Source organism: Bradyrhizobium sp. LA6.8 (assembly GCF_040547935.1).
In the GTDB taxonomy this organism is placed as follows: domain Bacteria; phylum Pseudomonadota; class Alphaproteobacteria; order Rhizobiales; family Xanthobacteraceae; genus Bradyrhizobium; species Bradyrhizobium barranii.
Window position 1 is genome coordinate 225,563 of record NZ_JBEPQQ010000008.1, and the last position, 16,907, is coordinate 242,469.

Here is a 16,907-nt window from a genome sequence, read left to right on the forward strand (position 1 = left end):
CAGGCGGGGAGAGGGGAACAGAATCTACGGCTGCTCCATCCGGGCCCTCAGCGCATCCGCATCCGCCTTTGGCAGCGACTTCAGCGTCGGCTTGATGGTCTCGCCGCCGACGATCTTGCCGTTGCGCATGAACATCCAGTCTGAAATGTCGGCTTCGCTGAACTTGACCGCGTCGCCGGCCCGTTTGCCCGGCAGATCGCGCGGCTCGTTGGCGAAGAGGCCCGAATAGGTACCGTTCGGCAGCTTCTTCACGTCACCGATCCAGATATGCTCTCCGCCCCTGCGGGTCGAAAAGCGCACCTTCAAGGCGTGCCCGGTCTCCGACGGCTTTGGCGCGTCATAGGACGCCCAGAAGGTGGGAAGCGTACCGCGGGCGCGCGCGATCGCGGTGTTCATCTCGGGATCGGTGGTGCGCACGTCGACGATCGGCGAGCGGTCTTGTGCGACGACCTCCGGAATGGGCCCGATGGTCAGGATGCCGAAAACGCTGACGCCGGTGATTGCGGCGAGAACGACCCATTTCATGGGCTGGGAGAGTTTTGTTGCCATGTTCGCGATGTCCAGGATGCTTCGATGTCTCCTGGCTTTGTCGCGTGTCGGCAGCAGCACGTTCATAGCGCAATAAGCCACAAACGTTGCGCGTTTCCCCTCTCCCTTGTGCGAGAGGGGAAACTTAATCGCCGTCGATCAAAACACCTTGCGGATCCAGTTGTGCGGATCGTTGGTGCGGCCGTACTGGATGTCGATGAGCTGCTTGCGCAGGCCCGTGGCGACGGGGCCGGCGGCGCCGCCGCTGATGTCGAAATCGCCGCTCACCGAGCGCACCTTGCCGATCGGCGAGATCACGGCAGCGGTGCCGCAGGCGAACGCTTCCTTCAGCTTGCCGCTCGCCGCATCCTTGCGCCACTGGTCGAGCGAGTACGGCTCCTCGCGCACCGTCTTGCCGGCATCCTTCGCGAGCGCGATGATGGAGTCGCGGGTGATGCCGGGCAGGATCGTGCCGAGCGGCGGCGTCGAGAGCGAGCCGTCCTCGAACACGAAGAAGACGTTCATGCCGCCGAGCTCCTCGATGTAGCGGCGCTCGACCGCGTCGAGGAAGACGACCTGATCGCAACCGTGCTGGATCGCTTCGGCCTGCGCACGCAGGCTCGCGGCATAATTGCCGCCGCACTTGACGGCGCCGGTGCCGCCGATCGCGGCACGGGTGTAGTTCTCCGAGACCCAGATCGAGACCGGCGCAGGTCCGCCCTTGAAATAGGAGCCAACCGGCGAAGCGATCACCGCGAAGATGTATTCGGACGACGGCTTGACGCCGAGGAAGGTCTCGCTCGCGATCATGAAGGGGCGCAGATAGAGGCTGCCCTCGCCGCCCGGCATCCAGGCGCGGTCGATGCGCACGACCTGCTCGACCGCCTCGATGAAGACGTCCTCGGGCAGCTGCGCCATCGCCATGCGGTCGGCGGAATCCTTGAAGCGGCGCGCATTGGCGTCGGGGCGGAACAGGTTCACACCGCCGTCGTCACGCTTGTAGGCCTTGAGGCCTTCGAAGATTTCCTGCGCGTAGTGCAGGACCGCGCCGGCCGGATCGAGCTGGAAGTTGGCGCGCGCCTCGATGCGTGCTTCGTACCAGCCGCCCTTGGCCTGGTTGTAGCGGACGATCGCCATGTGATCGGTGAAGACCCGCCCGAAGCCGGGATCCACCAGCTTGGCGACGCGGTCCTTCTCGGATGTCGGATTGGATGCGGGCTGGATGTCGAATTTCATACTCATGTCCTTGCCTCCCGCTGCCGGTAGCGGCGCTGTTCTGGCGCCCGCCTGCCCTGTTTGAGCCCGGCTGGCTTGATTAGGTTGTGGCTGGACCGCCGCCAGCCTTGTTACGGCCGGTTTCCGTGGCCAGCATGTCGCCGAGGACATGCTTTTGCGGAAGGCGGAAGTCCAGTATGTTTTGCCGAAATGCCGCTCGACAATCGCACGGTAGATCTGCTTCGGCCGTCGTCGCCTGTCCGGCTCTCTCCGGCCGCTCCTAGAACTGCCACCCGACGCGAAGCGATCTAAAATTTCGTGCGGGCTAATCGTTTTGTAACATTGAACCCAAGATACGTCAATATGCCTGACATAAATTTCGCAACTCCCTCTCAAGACGCAGCCGAGCCGCGGCCGGCCGCAGGCGATGGAGGCAATTTGCGCTGGGATATCATCGAACTGCTGTTCTTCGCCTATCGTGATTTCGTCGGCGATCCCGACCAGGAGCTGGAGGCTTTCGGCTTCGGCCGGGCCCACCACCGGGTCATGCATTTCGTCTATCGCTATCCCGGCCTCAAGGTCGCCGACCTGCTCGATGTCCTGCGCATCACAAAACAGTCGCTCGGCCGCGTGCTCAAGCAGCTCCTGGACGAGGGCTATATCGTGCAGAAGACCGGCGACAATGACCGCCGCCAGCGCCTGCTCTACGCGACGCCGAAGGGCGAGGCGCTGGTGCAGAAGCTCGCCGGACTCCAGACCACGCGGATCACCAAGGCGCTCGCCGAGCTGGCGCCGCAGGATGCCGATACCGTCAAGCGTTTCCTGCGCGCGATGATCGACCGCGACGATCCGGACAAGGTGCTGGAGACGATCTTCGCCAACGTCAATCAGGACGGAAAGGAGTGAACGTGCCGTTCGCTGCCACGCTCGCCCGCCCGCCGGTAGAACCGGCCGACGATGCGCCGCATCTGCTGCTGGTCGACGACGACCGCCGCATCCGCGATCTGTTGTCGCGCTTCCTCGCCAGCGAAGGCTATCGCGTCACCACCGCCGCAAGCGCCGGCGATGCACGCTCGAAGCTCATGGGCCTGCATTTCGATCTCCTGATCCTCGACGTCATGATGCCCGGCGAAACCGGCTTCGATCTCGCCCGCTTCATCCGGACCTCCTCCTCGGTGCCGATCGTGATGCTGACGGCGCGGCACGAGGCCGAAGCCCGCATCGAAGGCCTGCAAATCGGCGCCGACGATTACGTGGCAAAACCGTTCGAGCCGCGCGAGCTCGCGCTGCGCATCAACAACATCCTCAAGCGCGCCGCGCCGCCGCCGCAAACCGCCGCGGTGGAGAAGATCGCGTTCGGCCCTTACGTCTACCATCTCGATCGCGGCGAGCTGCGCCAGGGCGAGGAGGTCATTCACCTCACCGACCGCGAACGCGAGATGCTGCGGATTCTCTCGGAGACCCCGGGCGAGACCGTGCCGCGCAGCGCGCTCACCGGCAATGGCAGCGTCAACGAGCGCGCCGTCGACGTGCAGATCAACCGCCTCAGGCGCAAGATCGAGACCGACCCCGCCAATCCGCTGTTCCTCCAGGCGGTGCGCGGCATCGGCTACCGCCTGGTGGCCTCGCCATAAAGCAGTGAAGCGCGACCGATGAGCACGATCGATACCGGCCTGACGCTGTTGAAGAGCGCCGCCGGCCGCGTCTCTGCCGCCAATGGCTGGATGGGCAACGCGTTCAAGGGCTGGATGCCGACCGGCCTCTATGCGCGCGCGCTCCTCATCATGATCGTACCGATGGTGATCCTGCAATCGGTCGTCGCCTTCGTGTTCATGGAGCGGCACTGGAACACGGTGACGCGTCGCCTGTCGGCTGCTGTCGTGCAGGACATCGCCGCGCTGATCGACGTCTACAAGGGCTATCCGCAGGACAAGGACCGCAACGAGATCCGCCGCATCGCCCAGCAGCGCCTCGGCCTCGTCGTCGACTTCCTCCCCGCCGGCGACATGCCGCCGCCGGGGCCAAAGCCGTTCTTCTCGCTGCTCGACCAGACCCTGTCGGTGCAGCTCGGCCGCCAGATCGGACGCTCGTTCTGGATCGACACCGTCGGCCGCTCCAACCTCGTCGAGATCCGGATCCAGCTCGACGATGCCGTGATGCGCGTGTTCGCGCAGCGTAGCGCCGCCTATGCCTCGAACTCGGAGATCTTCCTGTTCTGGATGGTCGGCACCTCCTCGATCCTCCTGATCGTAGCCGTGCTGTTCCTGCGCAACCAGATCAAGCCGATCCTGCGGCTGGCAGACGCCGCCGAGAGTTTCGGCAAGGGCCGCGAGGCGCCGAACTTCAGGCCGCGCGGCGCGCGCGAGGTACGGCGCGCGGCGGTCGCCTTCCTCGAGATGAAGTCACGCATCGAGCGCACGATGGAGCAGCGCACCGCGATGCTTGCCGGCGTCAGCCACGATCTCCGCACCATCCTGACCCGCTTCAAGCTCGAGCTGGCGCTGATTGGCGACAACCCGGAGCTCGAGGGCATGCGCAAGGACGTCGACGAGATGTCGATGATGCTGGAGGACTACCTTGCGTTTGCCCGCGGCGATTCCGGCGAGCAGTCGCAGCCGACCGACATGGCGCAGGCGCTCGAGGAGCTGCGCAGCGACGCCGAGCGCCACGGCCACACCGCGACCGTCGCGTTCCACGGCCTGCCCGTGGTGACCGTGAAGCCGGCCTCGTTCAAGCGCTGCCTCGCCAACCTCGTCACCAACGCGGCGCGCTACGGCAAGAGCATCGCCATCAACGGCCAGCGCGATCACCGTTATTTGACCGTCACGGTCGAGGACGACGGCCCCGGCATTCCCGCGCACTTGCGCGAAGAGGTGTTCAAGCCGTTCCTGCGGCTCGACAACGCCCGCAACCAGGACGAAGGCGGCACCGGCCTGGGGCTCGCCATCGCCCGCGACATCGCGCGCTCGCATGGCGGCGACATCACCCTCGGCGACAGCCCGATGGGGGGATTAAGGGCGAGTGTGAGGATACCGGTGTAGTCGTTCTTCACCTCGCCCCGCTTGCGGGGAGAGGGAGCGCACCGGTTTCGCGGTGAACCTACTTCGGCAGCAGCGCCTTCAACTTGTCCATGTCGCGCACGTTCATCTTGAATCCGCCGGGCATCACGATGTCGCCGGGCTTCTGGTCGGGCTTGCAGGCCCCGAGCCACTTGGCTTCGAGCTGCATCGTGGTGTCGCGGCCTGCTGCGCCGGCGGCGCCGCCTTGCGCGTGCGACGAGGTCTTCACCGTATAGGCCGAGTTGAAATCGCCGGTGATCTCGGCATGCGAGGTCGTGCTGATGCCGGCGACGTTGCACTCGGAATCGCTGACATAGCCGGTCGCGGTCTTCTTGATGTCCTGCTTGGCGCAGATCTGCTTGGCCATCGGGGAGACGTTGTTGTTCATCTCCTTGTCGACGGTCTCGTCGGTGCAGTGCTGCATGGTCATCTCGGGCATGGGCGTGCCGGTCCTGACCATCTTCATTTCCCAGAGACCGGCCTTGCGCACCGGCAGATCGTCGGCGCTGGCGCTGCCTGCCGACACCACAAGACAAAGGGCCGAGCCGAGCAAAGCGAGCTTGCGCGCCATGTGGGAAGCTCCCGACGTTCCGAAAGCGCCTCAGTACAGCGTGCGGATCGGCTGTTGGGCCGCGCCATAGGGCACCCAACGGCAGGAGAACGAGATATAGCCGCCCTCAAAGGCCTGCACCGCGAGGAATTTCACGACCTTGCCGTAGCGCGCGCAGTGATCGACCGCGACCTGCCGCGCATCCGCCTGGGTCGCCATCGAATAAGCGATGATGCCGCCGGTGTCGTTGCCCTTGAACGGAGGCACCGGAAGCATATCGGCGCGTGCCGACTGGCTGGCCATCATCCCCAGGGCAAGAAGGCCCGCAGCCGCAATGATTCGCATTCCCGTCACTCCAGTTGGTTGGCGCCAGTTTACGGTGCCGGGATGTCCATGAAAAGAACTGATGCCCCGCCGGCTGCGAGGTTAGGGTCAACTCTTGGCCAAGTGTTGCCGCGCTGCACTTGACCTGCCCCGGCCTTCGCGGCACCGTCCATCCTTCGCAAGACCCAGCTGTCCGGATTGCCCATGCGCGCCCTCCCCCTGAAATCGCTCCGCTTTGCCACCTTGCTTGGCCTCATGTTCGGAGCGCTGTCGCTCGGTGAGGCCAGGGCCGCCAATCCGCTGGAGCTGAACTTCTGGCTGAACGGGCCGCGCTATGACGGCGCCGTCGTCGATTGCGAGAGGGCGCTGCCGACCATCGCCACCCAGTTCTGGGAGAAGGAAAGCTCGTTCTGGAATTCCTCGTTGAAGATCACTGGCTTCGCCGCCGTTCACGAGATCGCGTTCCGGCCCTGGCAGTCCGACAACATTCCGCGCCGCTATTGCACCGGCGACGCCATGCTCAATGACGGCAAGGTGCGCAAGGTGCATTTCTCGATCATCGAGGATGGCGGCTTCTCCGGCTACGGCAATGGTGTGGAATGGTGCGTGGTCGGGCTCGACCGCAACTGGGCCTACAATCCGTCCTGCCGCGCCGCCAGGCCCTGAGCCTCGATCGAAAGGCCTGAATCGGACTGATCAGGCGCCTGACGGGCCGGCCCGAACTTTGTTCTTGAAATGTTCTTGTTGCCTGCTAGGCTGATTGCACAGTCTAGTTGAGGGGCGTCGCCATGTTTCATTTTAGATTGCGTTCGTTCACCCGTCTCGTGATCTCACTGACCCTCCCCCTGGTTCTGGCCGCCGGGCTGGTCGCGCTGCCGGGCGGCGCGAAGGCCCAGGACAAACGGCAGAACGCGCCCGGCGAATTCGACTTCTATGTGCTGTCGCTGTCATGGTCGCCCTCGTTCTGCGAGGAGGCGTCCGAGCGCAACCGCGGCGGCGGCGGCGGTGGTCGCTCGCAGATGCAGTGCAGCGGGCGGCCCTACGCGTTCGTGGTGCACGGGCTGTGGCCGCAATATGAGAATGGTTTCCCTGAATATTGCCAGCGGCCGTCGCCACGCCTGAACCGCAGCATCGTCTCTTCGATGCTCGATTTGATGCCGGCGCCGGGGCTGATCTTCAACGAGTGGGACAAGCACGGCACCTGCTCCGGGCTCGACAGCCGCAATTATTTCGAGACGATCCGAAAGGCGCGCGCCGCGATCAAGATCCCGGCGGAATATCTCGAACTGTCGCAGGCCAAGACCGTGGCGCCGGGCGAGGTGGAGGAAGCCTTCATCAAGGCCAATGCGGGCCTGAGCAACGCGGCCATCTCGGTCACCTGCAATCGGACCCGGCTCTCCGAGGTCCGCATCTGCCTCAGCAAGGACCTGCAATTCCGGGCCTGCGAGGAGATCGAGCGCCGCGCCTGCCGCCGCGACCAGGTGACGATGCCGCCGATCAGGGGTGGGTAGTCCAAGTGCGCGTGCCCCGGACGCAGCGCCGTTTCGGCGGTGCGCTGCAGAATCGGGGTCCATGCTGCATGGGAATCCAGCCCCCCGAGTCCTCGGCCCTGGCCCGCAACGCTAAGAGCAGCAGCGCGTCCGGGACAGACGCGCATGCCGCTTTGCTCAAGCCGTGACGTAGCGTAGTCCTGTCTCATGAACTACCGTCACGCCTTCCACGCCGGAAACTTCGCCGATGTCATCAAGCACATCGTGCTCGCGCGCATCATTACCTACCTTCAGGACAAGCCGGGCGCATTCCGTGTCATCGACACCCATGCCGGCGCCGGCCTCTATGATCTCGAAAGCGACGAGGCGCGCCGCAGCGGCGAATGGCTGACCGGCATCGCGCGGCTGATGCAGGCGCGCCTGTCGAACGACGCCGTGGCGCTGGCCAAGCCCTATCTCGACATCGTTCGTGCCTACAATCCGAAGGGCGAACTCAAGGCCTATCCGGGTTCGCCGCTGATCACGCGCGGCCTGCTGCGGCCGCAGGACCGCCTCGTTGCCTGCGAGCTCGAGCCGAAGGCGCGCAAGGCGCTGATCGGTGTGCTGCGCCGCGACGAACAGGCGCGCGTGGTCGATCTCGACGGCTGGGTCGCGCTGCCGGCCTTCGTGCCACCGAAGGAACGGCGCGGGCTCGTGCTGATCGACCCGCCGTTCGAGGCGAAAGACGAGTTCGAAAAGCTCGGCGACGCCTTCTCGGCGGCTTTCGTGAAATGGCCGACCGGTATCTATGTAATCTGGTATCCGGCCAAGAGCCGGCGCGCCACCGACACGCTGGTGCAATCAGTGGCGCGGCTCGCAGCCGCAGCAAAACCACCAGGAAAATGTCTGCGTCTCGAATTCAGTGTCGCGCCGCAGCTTGATGGCGCCGCCCTCACCTCCGCCGGATTGTTGATCGTCAATCCGCCGTACACGCTGCATGGCGAGCTCAAGACGATCCTGCCCGAGCTGGAGATACCGCTCGGACAGGGCGGAGCTGCCAGATTCCGATTAGAGGTGCCGAGACCGTAACACCCCGGCATTCTTGGGAAAAAGATGCAGGAGCGGTAGTCAATCTGCAGAGAACCGTATTATGCTGTTTCCGTGACTGGCTTTACGTTCCGCTTCCGCGAATGGTTGCGGCGGAGTGAAGGCCTAAGAAAGATCCGATCGGACCGAAAGAAAGGTCCGCCCAAGGATGGCCAGCTCCCGGGCTTCGTAAGGCCCGGTCATGTCGTGACGTGAGTCTGCGTCGCGACGGAGGAGCAATGAGGGGGAGTTTCCCGATGGCCATGACGGGAACGGTCAAGTTTTTTAACGGCGAGCGCGGCTACGGTTTCATCAAGCCCGACGACGGCGGGCGCGACGTCTTCGTGCACATTACTGCTGTGGAGCGGGCGGGACTGAAAGATCTCGCCGAAGGACAGCGCATTACTTTTGAAGTCGAGCCGGACAAGAAGGGGAAGGGACCAAAGGCAGTCAATTTGGTCATCGTCTCCTAGAGCGTTTTCGAGCGAACACCTGGCGAAAAAAATCCCGGCCGCGAGCGGCCGGGAGGCTGTTGTCCGGTATTTTCTTCTTCAACTATCAGAAGTGATAGTTCACGCCTGCGCGCACAACGCTGGCGCTATAGCCGTTTGACACGCCGGTAATTGCGAACTGGCTCGTCGACAGATCGATGTAGAGATATTCGAGCTTGGCGCTCCAGTTCGGCGCGAAGCCGACTTCCGCGCCGGCACCGATGGTCCAGCCTGCGGTGGTGTGCGACTCCGTCCAACCGAATGTCTGCGCGCGCAGCTCGCCGAAGGCGAGGCCGGCGGTGCCGTAGAACAGCACGTTGCTGAACGCATAGCCGGCGCGGCCGCGCAGCGTGCCGAACCAGGGGTTGGAGAACTTCCACGGCGCGAAGGTGTCATCAGCGCCCGCGGCCTGGATGTCGCCCTCGACGCCGAACACCCATGGACCATTCTGAAAATTGTAGCCGGCCTGCACACCGCCGACGAAACCGGAGGGCTTGACGGGCGAATTACTCACCGAGCCCCACTCATAGCCGAGATTGGCACCGAGATACGGACCGGCCCAGCTATAGGCGTTGAGCGGCTGATTGACGGTGTACGGCGCACCCTGCCCGTAATTGAGATCGGCGGCCTCTGCCGAAGCTGTCCAGCCGGCTGCAACCAACACGGCTGCGCCTACAACGAACCCCCTCATCGGTACTCTCCAACGCAACGGCCGCCCCCGCGATGCCTGCGCCGCCGCGCAAGGCAAAATCGCATGGTTACGGAACCTCCTCTTTTTCGCGTAAGATTTATCGAGAGTTTTAAGTTAAAGGCCTGTTAAGCCGGGTTACCACGCTCTTAACAGGCTTAAGCAAGTGTTACCCGGAACCGCGCCGCCATCCTGTGTGTGCCGCAAGGCTGGAACTTCAAATCGGCACCCCCAGCGCTTAAATTCGCATCATGGCTCACGATTCCACCGACAATCCGGACGACGCACGCGCGCGCAAATCTCCGCGCGGCACGACGGCCGACGCCCCGCCGGAGAGCCTGGCGCCGCCGGACCTCGATCCCGCCACCACCGCTGGCGAGGACGAGGACGACGCGCTGCTGCCTGACATCCTGGAGGAGAGCGGCGCGGTCGGCGAAGAGCCGCTGGCGACCGGCCATGAGGCGATCGAGCGCGCGGTCCGCCTCGCGCCCACCTCGCCGGGCGTCTATCGCATGCTCAGCGCCAATGCCGACGTGCTCTATGTCGGCAAGGCCAAGAACGTCAAAAAGCGCCTGTCGAACTATGCGCGCCAGAGCGCGCCGCAACCGGCGCGCATCCTGCGCATGATCGCGGCCACGGTGACCGTGGAGATCGTCTCGACCAACACCGAGACCGAAGCGCTGCTGCTGGAAGCCAATCTCATCAAGCAGCTCCGGCCGCGCTTCAACGTGCAGCTGCGCGACGACAAGTCGTTTCCCTACATCCTGATCACCGGCGACCATTGGGCGCCGCAGATCCTCAAGCATCGTGGTGCGCAGTCGCGGCCCGGCCGCTATTTCGGCCCGTTCGCTTCCGCCGGCGCGGTCAACCGCACCATCACCGCCTTGCAGCGCGCGTTCCTGATCCGCTCCTGCACCGATTCCTTCTTCGAGAGCCGCTCGCGGCCCTGCCTGCTCTACCAGATCCGCCGCTGCGCCGGCCCCTGTACCCGCGAGATCGATTTCCCCGGCTATACGACGCTGGTGCGCGAGGCGACCGACTTCCTCTCCGGCAAGAGCCAAGCGGTGAAGCAGGAGCTTGCCGGCGAGATGGAGAAGGCCTCCGGCGAGCTCGAATTCGAGACCGCGGCACTCTACCGCGACCGCCTCGCCGCGCTATCGGCGATCCAGTCGCAGCAGGGCATCAATCCGCGCACGGTGGAAGAAGCCGACGTGTTCGCCATCCACCAGGAGGGCGGATTCTCCTGCGTCGAAGTGTTCTTCTTCCGCACCGGACAGAACTGGGGCAACCGCGCCTATTTCCCGCGCGCGGAGAAGACCTATACGCCGGAGGAAGTGCTGGGGTCCTTCCTCGCCCAGTTCTACGACGACAAGCCGCCGCCGAAGAACATCCTGCTCTCGCACGAGATCGAGGAGAGCGAGCTGCTCGCCAATGCGCTGTCGATCAAGGCCGGCCACAAGATCGAGGTCACGGCGCCCAAGCGCGGCGAGAAGAAGGAGCTGGTCGCCCACGCGCTGACCAATGCGCGCGAGGCGCTCGGCCGCAAGCTCGCGGACACCGCGACGCAGAGCCGGCTGCTCGACGCCATGGCGACGACGCTGAGCCTGCCGCATTCACCCAAGCGCATCGAGGTCTACGACAACAGCCACATCCAGGGCACCAATGCGGTCGGCGCCATGATCGTCGCCGGCCCCGATGGTTTCGTGAAGAACCAGTACCGCAAGTTCAACATCAAGTCGGAAGGGCTCACGCCGGGCGACGATTACGGCATGATGCGCGAGGTGCTGGAACGCCGCTTCAAGCGCCTGATCAATCCGCCCGAGGACGCCGCCGGCAAGGCCAAGGACGACGACTTCCCGCAATGGCCCGACCTCGTGATCATTGACGGCGGTCGCGGCCAGCTCAACGCCGTCCGGGAGATCTTTACGAATCTCGGCCTGACCCAGGTGTCGCTGATGTCGGTCGCCAAGGGACCGGACCGGGATGCCGGCCGCGAAACCCTGTTCATGCCGGAGCGCGAGGCAATCAAGCTGGAGCCGCGCGATCCCGTGCTTTATTTCATCCAGCGCCTGCGCGACGAGGCCCACCGCTTCGTCATCGGCTCGCACCGCAAGCTGCGCAAGAAGGACATCCGCGAGGCCGGTTTGCAGGAGATTCCGGGCATCGGCCCGTCACGCAAACGTGCCTTGCTGCACCATTTCGGAACCCTGAAGGAGATCGAGCGGGCCTCGATCGCCGATCTCGGCAAGGTTCCGGGGGTGAGCGCCGAGAGCGCTCGCAGGATTTTCGACTATTTCCATCCCCAGCCGGGGTGAACTAAGGGGGCCGCGGTCATATGGTCGTCGCATGCTGCACCTCATTTGGGGAGCGGGACGGTTGACCTTCAGGCACGAGCGGTATTGGTAGGACGGATGAACATCGCCACGACACGAGGGACGACCAGCCGCGCGATGTCCCTCCCGAACATCCTGACCTATGGCCGGATCGCCGCGATCCCGGTCGTGGTCGGGTGCATTTATGCGCAGTCGATTCTGGATCAGCCGCTGTGGCTGCGCTGGGTCGCGGTCGCCATCTTCATCGCGGCAGCAGTGACCGATTACCTCGACGGCTATTACGCGCGGATCTGGAATCAGCAATCGGCGTTCGGCCGGATGCTCGATCCGATCGCCGACAAGCTGCTGGTCGCCTCCTGCCTGCTGATGCTGGCCGCCGACGGCATCATCCATGGCTGGTCGCTGTGGGCCGCCATCGTGATCCTGTGCCGCGAGATCCTGGTCTCGGGCCTGCGCGAATATCTCGCGGCGTTGCGGGTGAGCGTTCCCGTGACCAAGCTTGCGAAGTGGAAGACGACCGTTCAGCTCATCGCCATCGGCTTCCTGCTCGCGGGCCCGGCCGGCGATGAGGTGGTGCCCGTGGTCTCGATGATCGGGCTTGCGCTGCTCTGGGCGTCGGCGATCCTCACCATATACACCGGCTACGACTATTTCCGCGCCGGTATCCATCACCTCATCAAGGAGGATGAGGCATGAAGGTGAAGTACTTCGCCTGGGTGCGCGAGCGCGTCGGCAAGGCCGAGGAGACCATCGAGCCGCCGGCGACCGTGCGCACCGTCGAGGAGCTGATCGCCTGGCTGTCCGGCCAGAGCGAGGCCTATGCCTACGCCTTCGAGAGGCCGAAGGTGATCCGCACCGCGATCGATCATGCCCACGTCAAATCGGACGCCGCGATCGCGGGCGCCCGCGAGATCGCGTTTTTCCCGCCGATGACCGGCGGCTAGGCCATGACCTCCCCCGTAAGCACCGCCCCCGTCAGCCCCTGCCCCGTCACCATCCGCATCCAGCAGGACGATTTCGACATCGCGCGCGAGATCGCGATCTTGACCGGGAGCCGCACCGACATCGGTGCGGTCGTGAGCTTTTCCGGCATCTGCCGCGGCGACGAGGACAGCGCGAAGATCGCCGCCCTCACGCTCGAACATTATCCCGGCATGGCGGAAGAAGAGATCAAGCGCCATGCCGACGAAGCTACATCGCGCTGGCCGCTGAACGGCGTCACCATCATTCATCGCGTCGGGCGGTTCATGCCGGGGCGGAATATCGTGCTGGTGCTCACGGCCTCGCAGCACCGCCAGGCAGCGTTCCAGGCGGCCGAGTTCCTGATGGATTATCTCAAGACCAGCGCGCCGTTCTGGAAGAAGGAAGAGAGCGCCACCGGCACCGGCTGGGTCGAAGCCCACGCCCGTGACGACGAGGCCGCCGCACGCTGGACCCGATCCTGATGGCAAGAGCATCCAAGAAGACCACGCGCGGCCGCGCGGCACCGAAACTCGCGAAGGTCGGCCGCGGCGAGCTGCTCACGCTGATCGATTTCGTCCGCTACGCCGTGAGCCGCTTCACCGAGGCGAAGCTCGCCTTTGCCCATGGCACGACCGATCCGGTCGCGGAAGCAGCCTTCCTGGTCTGCGAAGCCCTGCATCTGCATCCCGACCAGTTCGAGATCTTTGCCCATGCCTGCGTCACGTCGGCGGAAGGCAAGACCATCGTCGACCTCATCCATCAGCGCGTCACCACGCGCAAACCGACCGCCTATCTCGTCAACAAGATCTACATGCGCGGCCTGCCCTTCTATGTCGACGAGCGCGTCATCGTTCCGCGCTCCTTCATCGGCGAGCTGCTGGAGTCGCATTTCGGCGGCGACGGCGAGGCGGGCTCGCTGATCGACGACCCCACGGCCGTCGAACGCGTGCTCGATCTCTGCACGGGCTCTGGATGTCTCGCCATCCTTGCCGCGCATCATTTCCCGAATGCCACCGTTGATGCCGTCGACATCTCCAAGGGCGCGCTCGAAGTCGCCACACGAAATGTCGGCGAATTCAGGCTCGATGACCGGATCAGCCTGCATCGCGGCGACCTGTTCGCCCCGCTCGGTGACAACAGATACGACCTCATCATCACCAACCCGCCTTACGTCGATGCGGAAGGCATGGCCGCCCTGCCGCCGGAGTGCCGCGCCGAGCCGAAGCTGGCCTTTGACGGCGGCCCCGACGGTCTCGACGTGGTGCGCCGGATCCTGCGCGATGCGCCCGATCACCTGACGCCGGATGGCGGCTTGATCTGCGAGATCGGCCGCGGCCGCGAACTGGTCGACGAGGCCTTTCCGGAACTGCCGCTGCTCTGGCTCGACACCGAGGAGTCCGAGGGCGAGGTGTTCTGGATCGCGGCCGCCGATCTCGGCTGATCCGTCCCGGCACCCGCGCTCCGCGCGGAACAAGTCAAATTCCGCCACGTTCATCCCCCGACGAATTTTTCGTTCTCGGAGGATGTCCGCATGCTCGCGCCATCGGGCGAATTGCTGCGCGCCGGCATAGCGCTCAAGATCAATCATCTCAAGCGCGCCGCGCGATCGTACTTGCGCGACCGTACCAATCAGGCCACGGGCCGCGCGACGTCCTATGCGGTCGCGGCAGGACTGTTCGCAATGGCCGGGCTGTTCCTGATCGCCACCCTCTTTGTCGGCCTGATGGCCCTTTATCGTTGGGTCGCAATCACCCACGGACAATTCTGGGGCTTTGGTGCCGTCGCGGCCGTGCTCCTGGTGCTGGCCGTATCCTGCGCCGGCGTGGCTCAGGCCCAAATGAAGCGTCGGGACAAGCCGATCGTGCCGCTTGCCAGCCGGATGCGCGTTGCGATCGCCACCCCGCGGATCCCGCGCGGAACGGTCAAGCAGGCGGTGAAAGAGGTCGCAACGACGATTCCGCTGGTGCCGCGCGCACCGGGCGAACGTGGCCGTGGCGGCAACGCCCTGTCGGCCCGGACCAACCGGCCCGTGCAGTTGGGTCTGATGCTCGCAGCCGTCGGGCTGCTGGGCTTCACGGCCGCACGGCGGCGCCGGCACGGCCACGGCTTGGACGCTTGAAATGCGCGCGCGGCACACCGAGCACCTCGACAGTTGGTTGCTGGTGGCCGCCACGGCCGTCTTCGTGCTGTCTGCGGAACGCTACTTTCAGGAGTCCGGCCCCATCCGGTCGGGCCCTCCGCAAGACCATCGCAACAATGAAGCAAGTTCGCCGGAAACGAGCCCGGCCGGCGCAGCGATGCAGCCCGGCCACGGCCGGCGCGCGAAAAGCCCTTTCGCGATCCCGTGGGCGGGCTGGAAAGACATCTTCTGGCGCACCTATCAGCGCATCGACGGCGATCGCCTGCTCGCAACTGCGGGCGGCGTCGTCTTCTTCGGGCTGCTCGCGATCTTTCCCGCCGTGACCGCGCTGGTCTCGTCCTACGGCCTGTTCGCCGATCCCTCGACGATCAGTTCCAACCTGCATTCGCTCGCGATGATGCTGCCCGAGGGCGCGTTCCAGATCGTCGAGGACCAGGTCGCGCGCGTGGTGTCCAACGGCAATACCGCCCTGGGTGTCACCTTCCTGTTTGGCCTCTTGCTCGCGATCTGGAGCGCCAATGCGGGCGTCAAAGCCATCTTCGATGCCCTCAACGTCGCCTATGAGGAGCGCGAAAAGCGCAGCTTCGTCCGGCTGAACACGGTGTCGTTGGCTTTCACCGTCGGCGGCATCGCGGCGCTGCTGCTGATGGTGGGCACCGTGGTCGCCTTCCCGCTCGCGCTCAACCATCTCGGCATCGCGCCGGAAAGCAGGCTGATCGTCGCTCTCGCGCGATGGCCGGTGCTGTTCGTCATCCTGCTGGCCGCGCTTGCCGTCCTCTACCGCTTCGCACCGAGCCGCGACGCGCCACGCTGGCAATGGCTGAGCCTCGGCGCGGTGACGGCCGCCATCCTCTGGATCGCCGGCTCGGCACTCCTGTCCTGGTATCTCTCGGAATTCGCCAATTACAACGCGACCTACGGCTCGCTCGGCGCGGCGATCGGCTTGATGATGTGGATGTGGATGTCGGCGATCGTCATCATGTTCGGGGCCGAGCTGAACTCGGAGATCGAGCGGCAGACCCTTCGGGATACGACCACCGGACCGCCCAAGCCGCTCGGCACCCGCGAGGCCGTCTCGGCCGACACGGTCGGCGCCGCCGCGCCATGCTGATTGCCGGCGGTCAGGCCGAGGCTGGGCCTGACCGGATCACGACAGCAATTCAGCGCTTGCTGATCACGACCTCCAGATACTCGCTATGCACCACCACCGTACCGTCGTCGGCACGGTTGAATTCGCCGAGCAGCGCCATGAGATCGCGCCGCAGCGCGGCCTGGCCGGTCTCCTCCAGCGCCACGAACGCTTTCAGCATCGGCCCGTAATAGGATTTGAAAACCTCGAGCCAGTGCTCCGGCGAGCGATAGCGGAAGGCGAACATGCGCGGCTCGGCGGCGATCTCGGAGGCTTGGCTGCCGAACATCTCCTCAAGCCGTGCCGGCGTGCCCCACAAGGCCGGCGACTTCACGCCCGCTGGCGGCGGCAAATGCCTGCCGATGGTCTTGAAGAGCTGACCGATGAAGCCTTGGGGCGTCCAGTTGGCGAGGCCGATCTTGCCGCCGGACTTGCAGACCCGCGCGAGCTCGGACGCCGCCTTGTCCTGATCCGGCGTGAACATGACGCCGAAGGTCGAGAGCACGACGTCGTAGCTGGCATCCGCAAACGGCAGCGCTTCGGCATCAGCTTCACGGAATTCGACCATCAGATGCTCCGCCGCGGCCCGTTCGCGTCCCCGCTTGAGCAACGCGGGAACATAATCGGTCGATGTGACGTCGCACCAGCGCCGCGCGGCGGCCAGCGTCGCATTGCCGTTGCCGGCGGCGACATCAAGCACCTTGCTGCCGGCGCGCAAGTCGAGCGCCTCGCAGAGTTGCTCGCCGACGATCTGCAAGGTGGTGCCGACAATGGCATAGTCGCCGGATGACCAGGCGCTGTGCTGGCGCTGCTTGACGGCGGCAAGATCTGGTTGGGCGAGGGCCGGCTTGAGCGCGGCGGATGTCGACATGGCAATTCTCCTGCGGTTGAAGACGCCGGGACGATAGGGCGCATGCGGCTCGCTGGCCTTG

At 65.0% G+C, this 16,907-nt stretch carries 20 protein-coding genes; 14 read left to right on the plus strand and 6 right to left on the minus strand.

What is annotated here, in order from left to right; genetic code table 11:
- Positions 1–24: 24 nt before the first annotated feature.
- Positions 25–549 (minus strand): YegJ family protein, encoded by a 525-nt coding sequence (locus ABIA90_RS32790; RefSeq protein WP_354120883.1) that lies wholly within the window; start codon positions 547–549, stop codon positions 25–27.
- A 138-nt stretch (positions 550–687) separates the two neighbouring features.
- Entirely contained in the window at positions 688–1,770 is a 1,083-nt protein-coding gene (locus ABIA90_RS32795) for a branched-chain amino acid aminotransferase (protein ID WP_166103559.1), read from the minus strand.
- Positions 1,771–2,106: 336 nt separating this feature from the next.
- On the opposite strand from ABIA90_RS32795, the gene ABIA90_RS32800 reads away from it, so the two are divergent.
- From ABIA90_RS32800 to ABIA90_RS32810, 3 genes are read left to right on the plus strand one after another with little or no spacing between them, the layout of a single operon-like run.
- A complete protein-coding gene (locus tag ABIA90_RS32800; RefSeq protein WP_063985573.1) occupies positions 2,107–2,649 on the plus strand; it encodes a MarR family winged helix-turn-helix transcriptional regulator in 543 nt (180 codons plus the stop codon).
- Positions 2,646–3,377, plus strand: a complete 732-nt coding sequence (locus ABIA90_RS32805) for a response regulator (protein WP_028169830.1) — start codon at positions 2,646–2,648, stop codon at positions 3,375–3,377. The genes ABIA90_RS32800 and ABIA90_RS32805 overlap by 4 nt, the downstream gene beginning before the upstream one ends.
- Before the next feature lie 18 nt (positions 3,378–3,395).
- On the plus strand, positions 3,396–4,784 hold the full coding sequence (locus tag ABIA90_RS32810; protein ID WP_028151545.1) for an ATP-binding protein: 1,389 nt from the start codon (positions 3,396–3,398) through the stop codon (positions 4,782–4,784).
- Positions 4,785–4,842: 58 nt separating this feature from the next.
- On the opposite strand, the gene ABIA90_RS32815 is transcribed toward ABIA90_RS32810, so the two are convergent.
- Both ABIA90_RS32815 and ABIA90_RS32820 read right to left on the minus strand, forming a co-directional pair.
- Positions 4,843–5,373, minus strand: coding sequence for a DUF3617 domain-containing protein (locus ABIA90_RS32815; RefSeq protein ID WP_354120882.1), 531 nt, complete (start codon positions 5,371–5,373; stop codon positions 4,843–4,845).
- A 30-nt stretch (positions 5,374–5,403) separates the two neighbouring features.
- Entirely contained in the window at positions 5,404–5,697 is a 294-nt protein-coding gene (locus tag ABIA90_RS32820) for a hypothetical protein (protein ID WP_166103571.1), read from the minus strand.
- Between the two features lie 183 nt (positions 5,698–5,880).
- Between ABIA90_RS32820 and ABIA90_RS32825 the strand changes: the two genes are divergently transcribed.
- The 4 genes from ABIA90_RS32825 to ABIA90_RS32840 all read left to right on the plus strand — a co-directional run bounded on the left by ABIA90_RS32825 (position 5,881) and on the right by ABIA90_RS32840 (position 8,704).
- The gene (locus ABIA90_RS32825; protein ID WP_063985577.1) at positions 5,881–6,342 is read left to right on the plus strand and encodes a hypothetical protein; all 462 of its coding nucleotides are present in this window, start codon (positions 5,881–5,883) and stop codon (positions 6,340–6,342) included.
- A gap of 122 nt (positions 6,343–6,464) precedes the next feature.
- On the plus strand, positions 6,465–7,187 hold the full coding sequence (locus ABIA90_RS32830; RefSeq protein ID WP_354120881.1) for a ribonuclease T2 family protein: 723 nt from the start codon (positions 6,465–6,467) through the stop codon (positions 7,185–7,187).
- Between the two features lie 186 nt (positions 7,188–7,373).
- On the plus strand, positions 7,374–8,234 hold the full coding sequence (locus ABIA90_RS32835) for a 23S rRNA (adenine(2030)-N(6))-methyltransferase RlmJ (RefSeq protein ID WP_085403342.1): 861 nt from the start codon (positions 7,374–7,376) through the stop codon (positions 8,232–8,234).
- Positions 8,235–8,488: 254 nt separating this feature from the next.
- Positions 8,489–8,704, plus strand: coding sequence for a cold-shock protein (locus tag ABIA90_RS32840; RefSeq protein WP_063986700.1), 216 nt, complete (start codon positions 8,489–8,491; stop codon positions 8,702–8,704).
- Positions 8,705–8,789: 85 nt separating this feature from the next.
- Here ABIA90_RS32840 and ABIA90_RS32845 read toward each other — a convergent pair whose 3' ends face one another.
- Entirely contained in the window at positions 8,790–9,413 is a 624-nt protein-coding gene (locus ABIA90_RS32845) for an outer membrane protein (protein WP_014491976.1), read from the minus strand.
- Positions 9,414–9,661: 248 nt separating this feature from the next.
- Here ABIA90_RS32845 and uvrC point away from each other — a divergent pair, with 248 nt between their 5' ends.
- From uvrC to ABIA90_RS32880, 7 genes are all read left to right on the plus strand, one after another.
- Positions 9,662–11,725 (plus strand): excinuclease ABC subunit UvrC, encoded by a 2,064-nt coding sequence (gene uvrC / locus ABIA90_RS32850; RefSeq protein ID WP_354120880.1) that lies wholly within the window; start codon positions 9,662–9,664, stop codon positions 11,723–11,725.
- A gap of 96 nt (positions 11,726–11,821) precedes the next feature.
- The gene (gene pgsA / locus ABIA90_RS32855; RefSeq protein WP_014491974.1) at positions 11,822–12,439 is read left to right on the plus strand and encodes a CDP-diacylglycerol--glycerol-3-phosphate 3-phosphatidyltransferase; all 618 of its coding nucleotides are present in this window, start codon (positions 11,822–11,824) and stop codon (positions 12,437–12,439) included.
- Positions 12,436–12,687 (plus strand): molybdopterin converting factor subunit 1, encoded by a 252-nt coding sequence (moaD, locus tag ABIA90_RS32860; protein WP_354120879.1) that lies wholly within the window; start codon positions 12,436–12,438, stop codon positions 12,685–12,687. Before pgsA ends, moaD begins: the two co-directional genes overlap by 4 nt.
- 3 nt (positions 12,688–12,690) lie before the next feature.
- A complete protein-coding gene (locus ABIA90_RS32865; RefSeq protein WP_354120878.1) occupies positions 12,691–13,188 on the plus strand; it encodes a molybdenum cofactor biosynthesis protein MoaE in 498 nt (165 codons plus the stop codon).
- On the plus strand, positions 13,188–14,147 hold the full coding sequence (gene prmB, locus ABIA90_RS32870) for a 50S ribosomal protein L3 N(5)-glutamine methyltransferase (RefSeq protein ID WP_354120877.1): 960 nt from the start codon (positions 13,188–13,190) through the stop codon (positions 14,145–14,147). The genes ABIA90_RS32865 and prmB overlap by 1 nt, the downstream gene beginning before the upstream one ends.
- Before the next feature lie 90 nt (positions 14,148–14,237).
- Positions 14,238–14,825 (plus strand): phage holin family protein, encoded by a 588-nt coding sequence (locus tag ABIA90_RS32875; RefSeq protein WP_354120876.1) that lies wholly within the window; start codon positions 14,238–14,240, stop codon positions 14,823–14,825.
- A 1-nt stretch (position 14,826) separates the two neighbouring features.
- Positions 14,827–15,957, plus strand: coding sequence for a YihY/virulence factor BrkB family protein (locus tag ABIA90_RS32880; protein ID WP_354120875.1), 1,131 nt, complete (start codon positions 14,827–14,829; stop codon positions 15,955–15,957).
- A 49-nt stretch (positions 15,958–16,006) separates the two neighbouring features.
- On the opposite strand, the gene ABIA90_RS32885 is transcribed toward ABIA90_RS32880, so the two are convergent.
- Positions 16,007–16,846, minus strand: coding sequence for a class I SAM-dependent methyltransferase (locus tag ABIA90_RS32885; protein WP_063985583.1), 840 nt, complete (start codon positions 16,844–16,846; stop codon positions 16,007–16,009).
- Between the last annotated feature and the right edge of the window lie 61 nt (positions 16,847–16,907).

What these genes read in the sequence shown, in the direction of transcription:
- ABIA90_RS32885 (WP_063985583.1), bottom strand. Translation starts at nt 16,846, where the DNA reads ATGTCGACATCCGCCGCGCTCAAGCCGGCCCTCGCCCAACCAGATCTT.
- ABIA90_RS32845 (WP_014491976.1), bottom strand. Translation starts at nt 9,413, where the DNA reads ATGAGGGGGTTCGTTGTAGGCGCAGCCGTGTTGGTTGCAGCCGGCTGG.
- ABIA90_RS32835 (WP_085403342.1), top strand. Translation starts at nt 7,374, where the DNA reads ATGAACTACCGTCACGCCTTCCACGCCGGAAACTTCGCCGATGTCATC.
- moaD (WP_354120879.1), top strand. Translation starts at nt 12,436, where the DNA reads ATGAAGGTGAAGTACTTCGCCTGGGTGCGCGAGCGCGTCGGCAAGGCC.
- ABIA90_RS32795 (WP_166103559.1), bottom strand. Translation starts at nt 1,770, where the DNA reads ATGAGTATGAAATTCGACATCCAGCCCGCATCCAATCCGACATCCGAG.
- ABIA90_RS32790 (WP_354120883.1), bottom strand. Translation starts at nt 549, where the DNA reads ATGGCAACAAAACTCTCCCAGCCCATGAAATGGGTCGTTCTCGCCGCA.
- prmB (WP_354120877.1), top strand. Translation starts at nt 13,188, where the DNA reads ATGGCAAGAGCATCCAAGAAGACCACGCGCGGCCGCGCGGCACCGAAA.
- ABIA90_RS32820 (WP_166103571.1), bottom strand. Translation starts at nt 5,697, where the DNA reads ATGCGAATCATTGCGGCTGCGGGCCTTCTTGCCCTGGGGATGATGGCC.
- ABIA90_RS32840 (WP_063986700.1), top strand. Translation starts at nt 8,489, where the DNA reads ATGGCCATGACGGGAACGGTCAAGTTTTTTAACGGCGAGCGCGGCTAC.
- ABIA90_RS32875 (WP_354120876.1), top strand. Translation starts at nt 14,238, where the DNA reads ATGCTCGCGCCATCGGGCGAATTGCTGCGCGCCGGCATAGCGCTCAAG.
- uvrC (WP_354120880.1), top strand. Translation starts at nt 9,662, where the DNA reads ATGGCTCACGATTCCACCGACAATCCGGACGACGCACGCGCGCGCAAA.
- ABIA90_RS32815 (WP_354120882.1), bottom strand. Translation starts at nt 5,373, where the DNA reads ATGGCGCGCAAGCTCGCTTTGCTCGGCTCGGCCCTTTGTCTTGTGGTG.
- ABIA90_RS32880 (WP_354120875.1), top strand. Translation starts at nt 14,827, where the DNA reads ATGCGCGCGCGGCACACCGAGCACCTCGACAGTTGGTTGCTGGTGGCC.
- ABIA90_RS32810 (WP_028151545.1), top strand. Translation starts at nt 3,396, where the DNA reads ATGAGCACGATCGATACCGGCCTGACGCTGTTGAAGAGCGCCGCCGGC.
- pgsA (WP_014491974.1), top strand. Translation starts at nt 11,822, where the DNA reads ATGAACATCGCCACGACACGAGGGACGACCAGCCGCGCGATGTCCCTC.
- ABIA90_RS32800 (WP_063985573.1), top strand. Translation starts at nt 2,107, where the DNA reads ATGCCTGACATAAATTTCGCAACTCCCTCTCAAGACGCAGCCGAGCCG.
- ABIA90_RS32825 (WP_063985577.1), top strand. Translation starts at nt 5,881, where the DNA reads ATGCGCGCCCTCCCCCTGAAATCGCTCCGCTTTGCCACCTTGCTTGGC.
- ABIA90_RS32865 (WP_354120878.1), top strand. Translation starts at nt 12,691, where the DNA reads ATGACCTCCCCCGTAAGCACCGCCCCCGTCAGCCCCTGCCCCGTCACC.
- ABIA90_RS32830 (WP_354120881.1), top strand. Translation starts at nt 6,465, where the DNA reads ATGTTTCATTTTAGATTGCGTTCGTTCACCCGTCTCGTGATCTCACTG.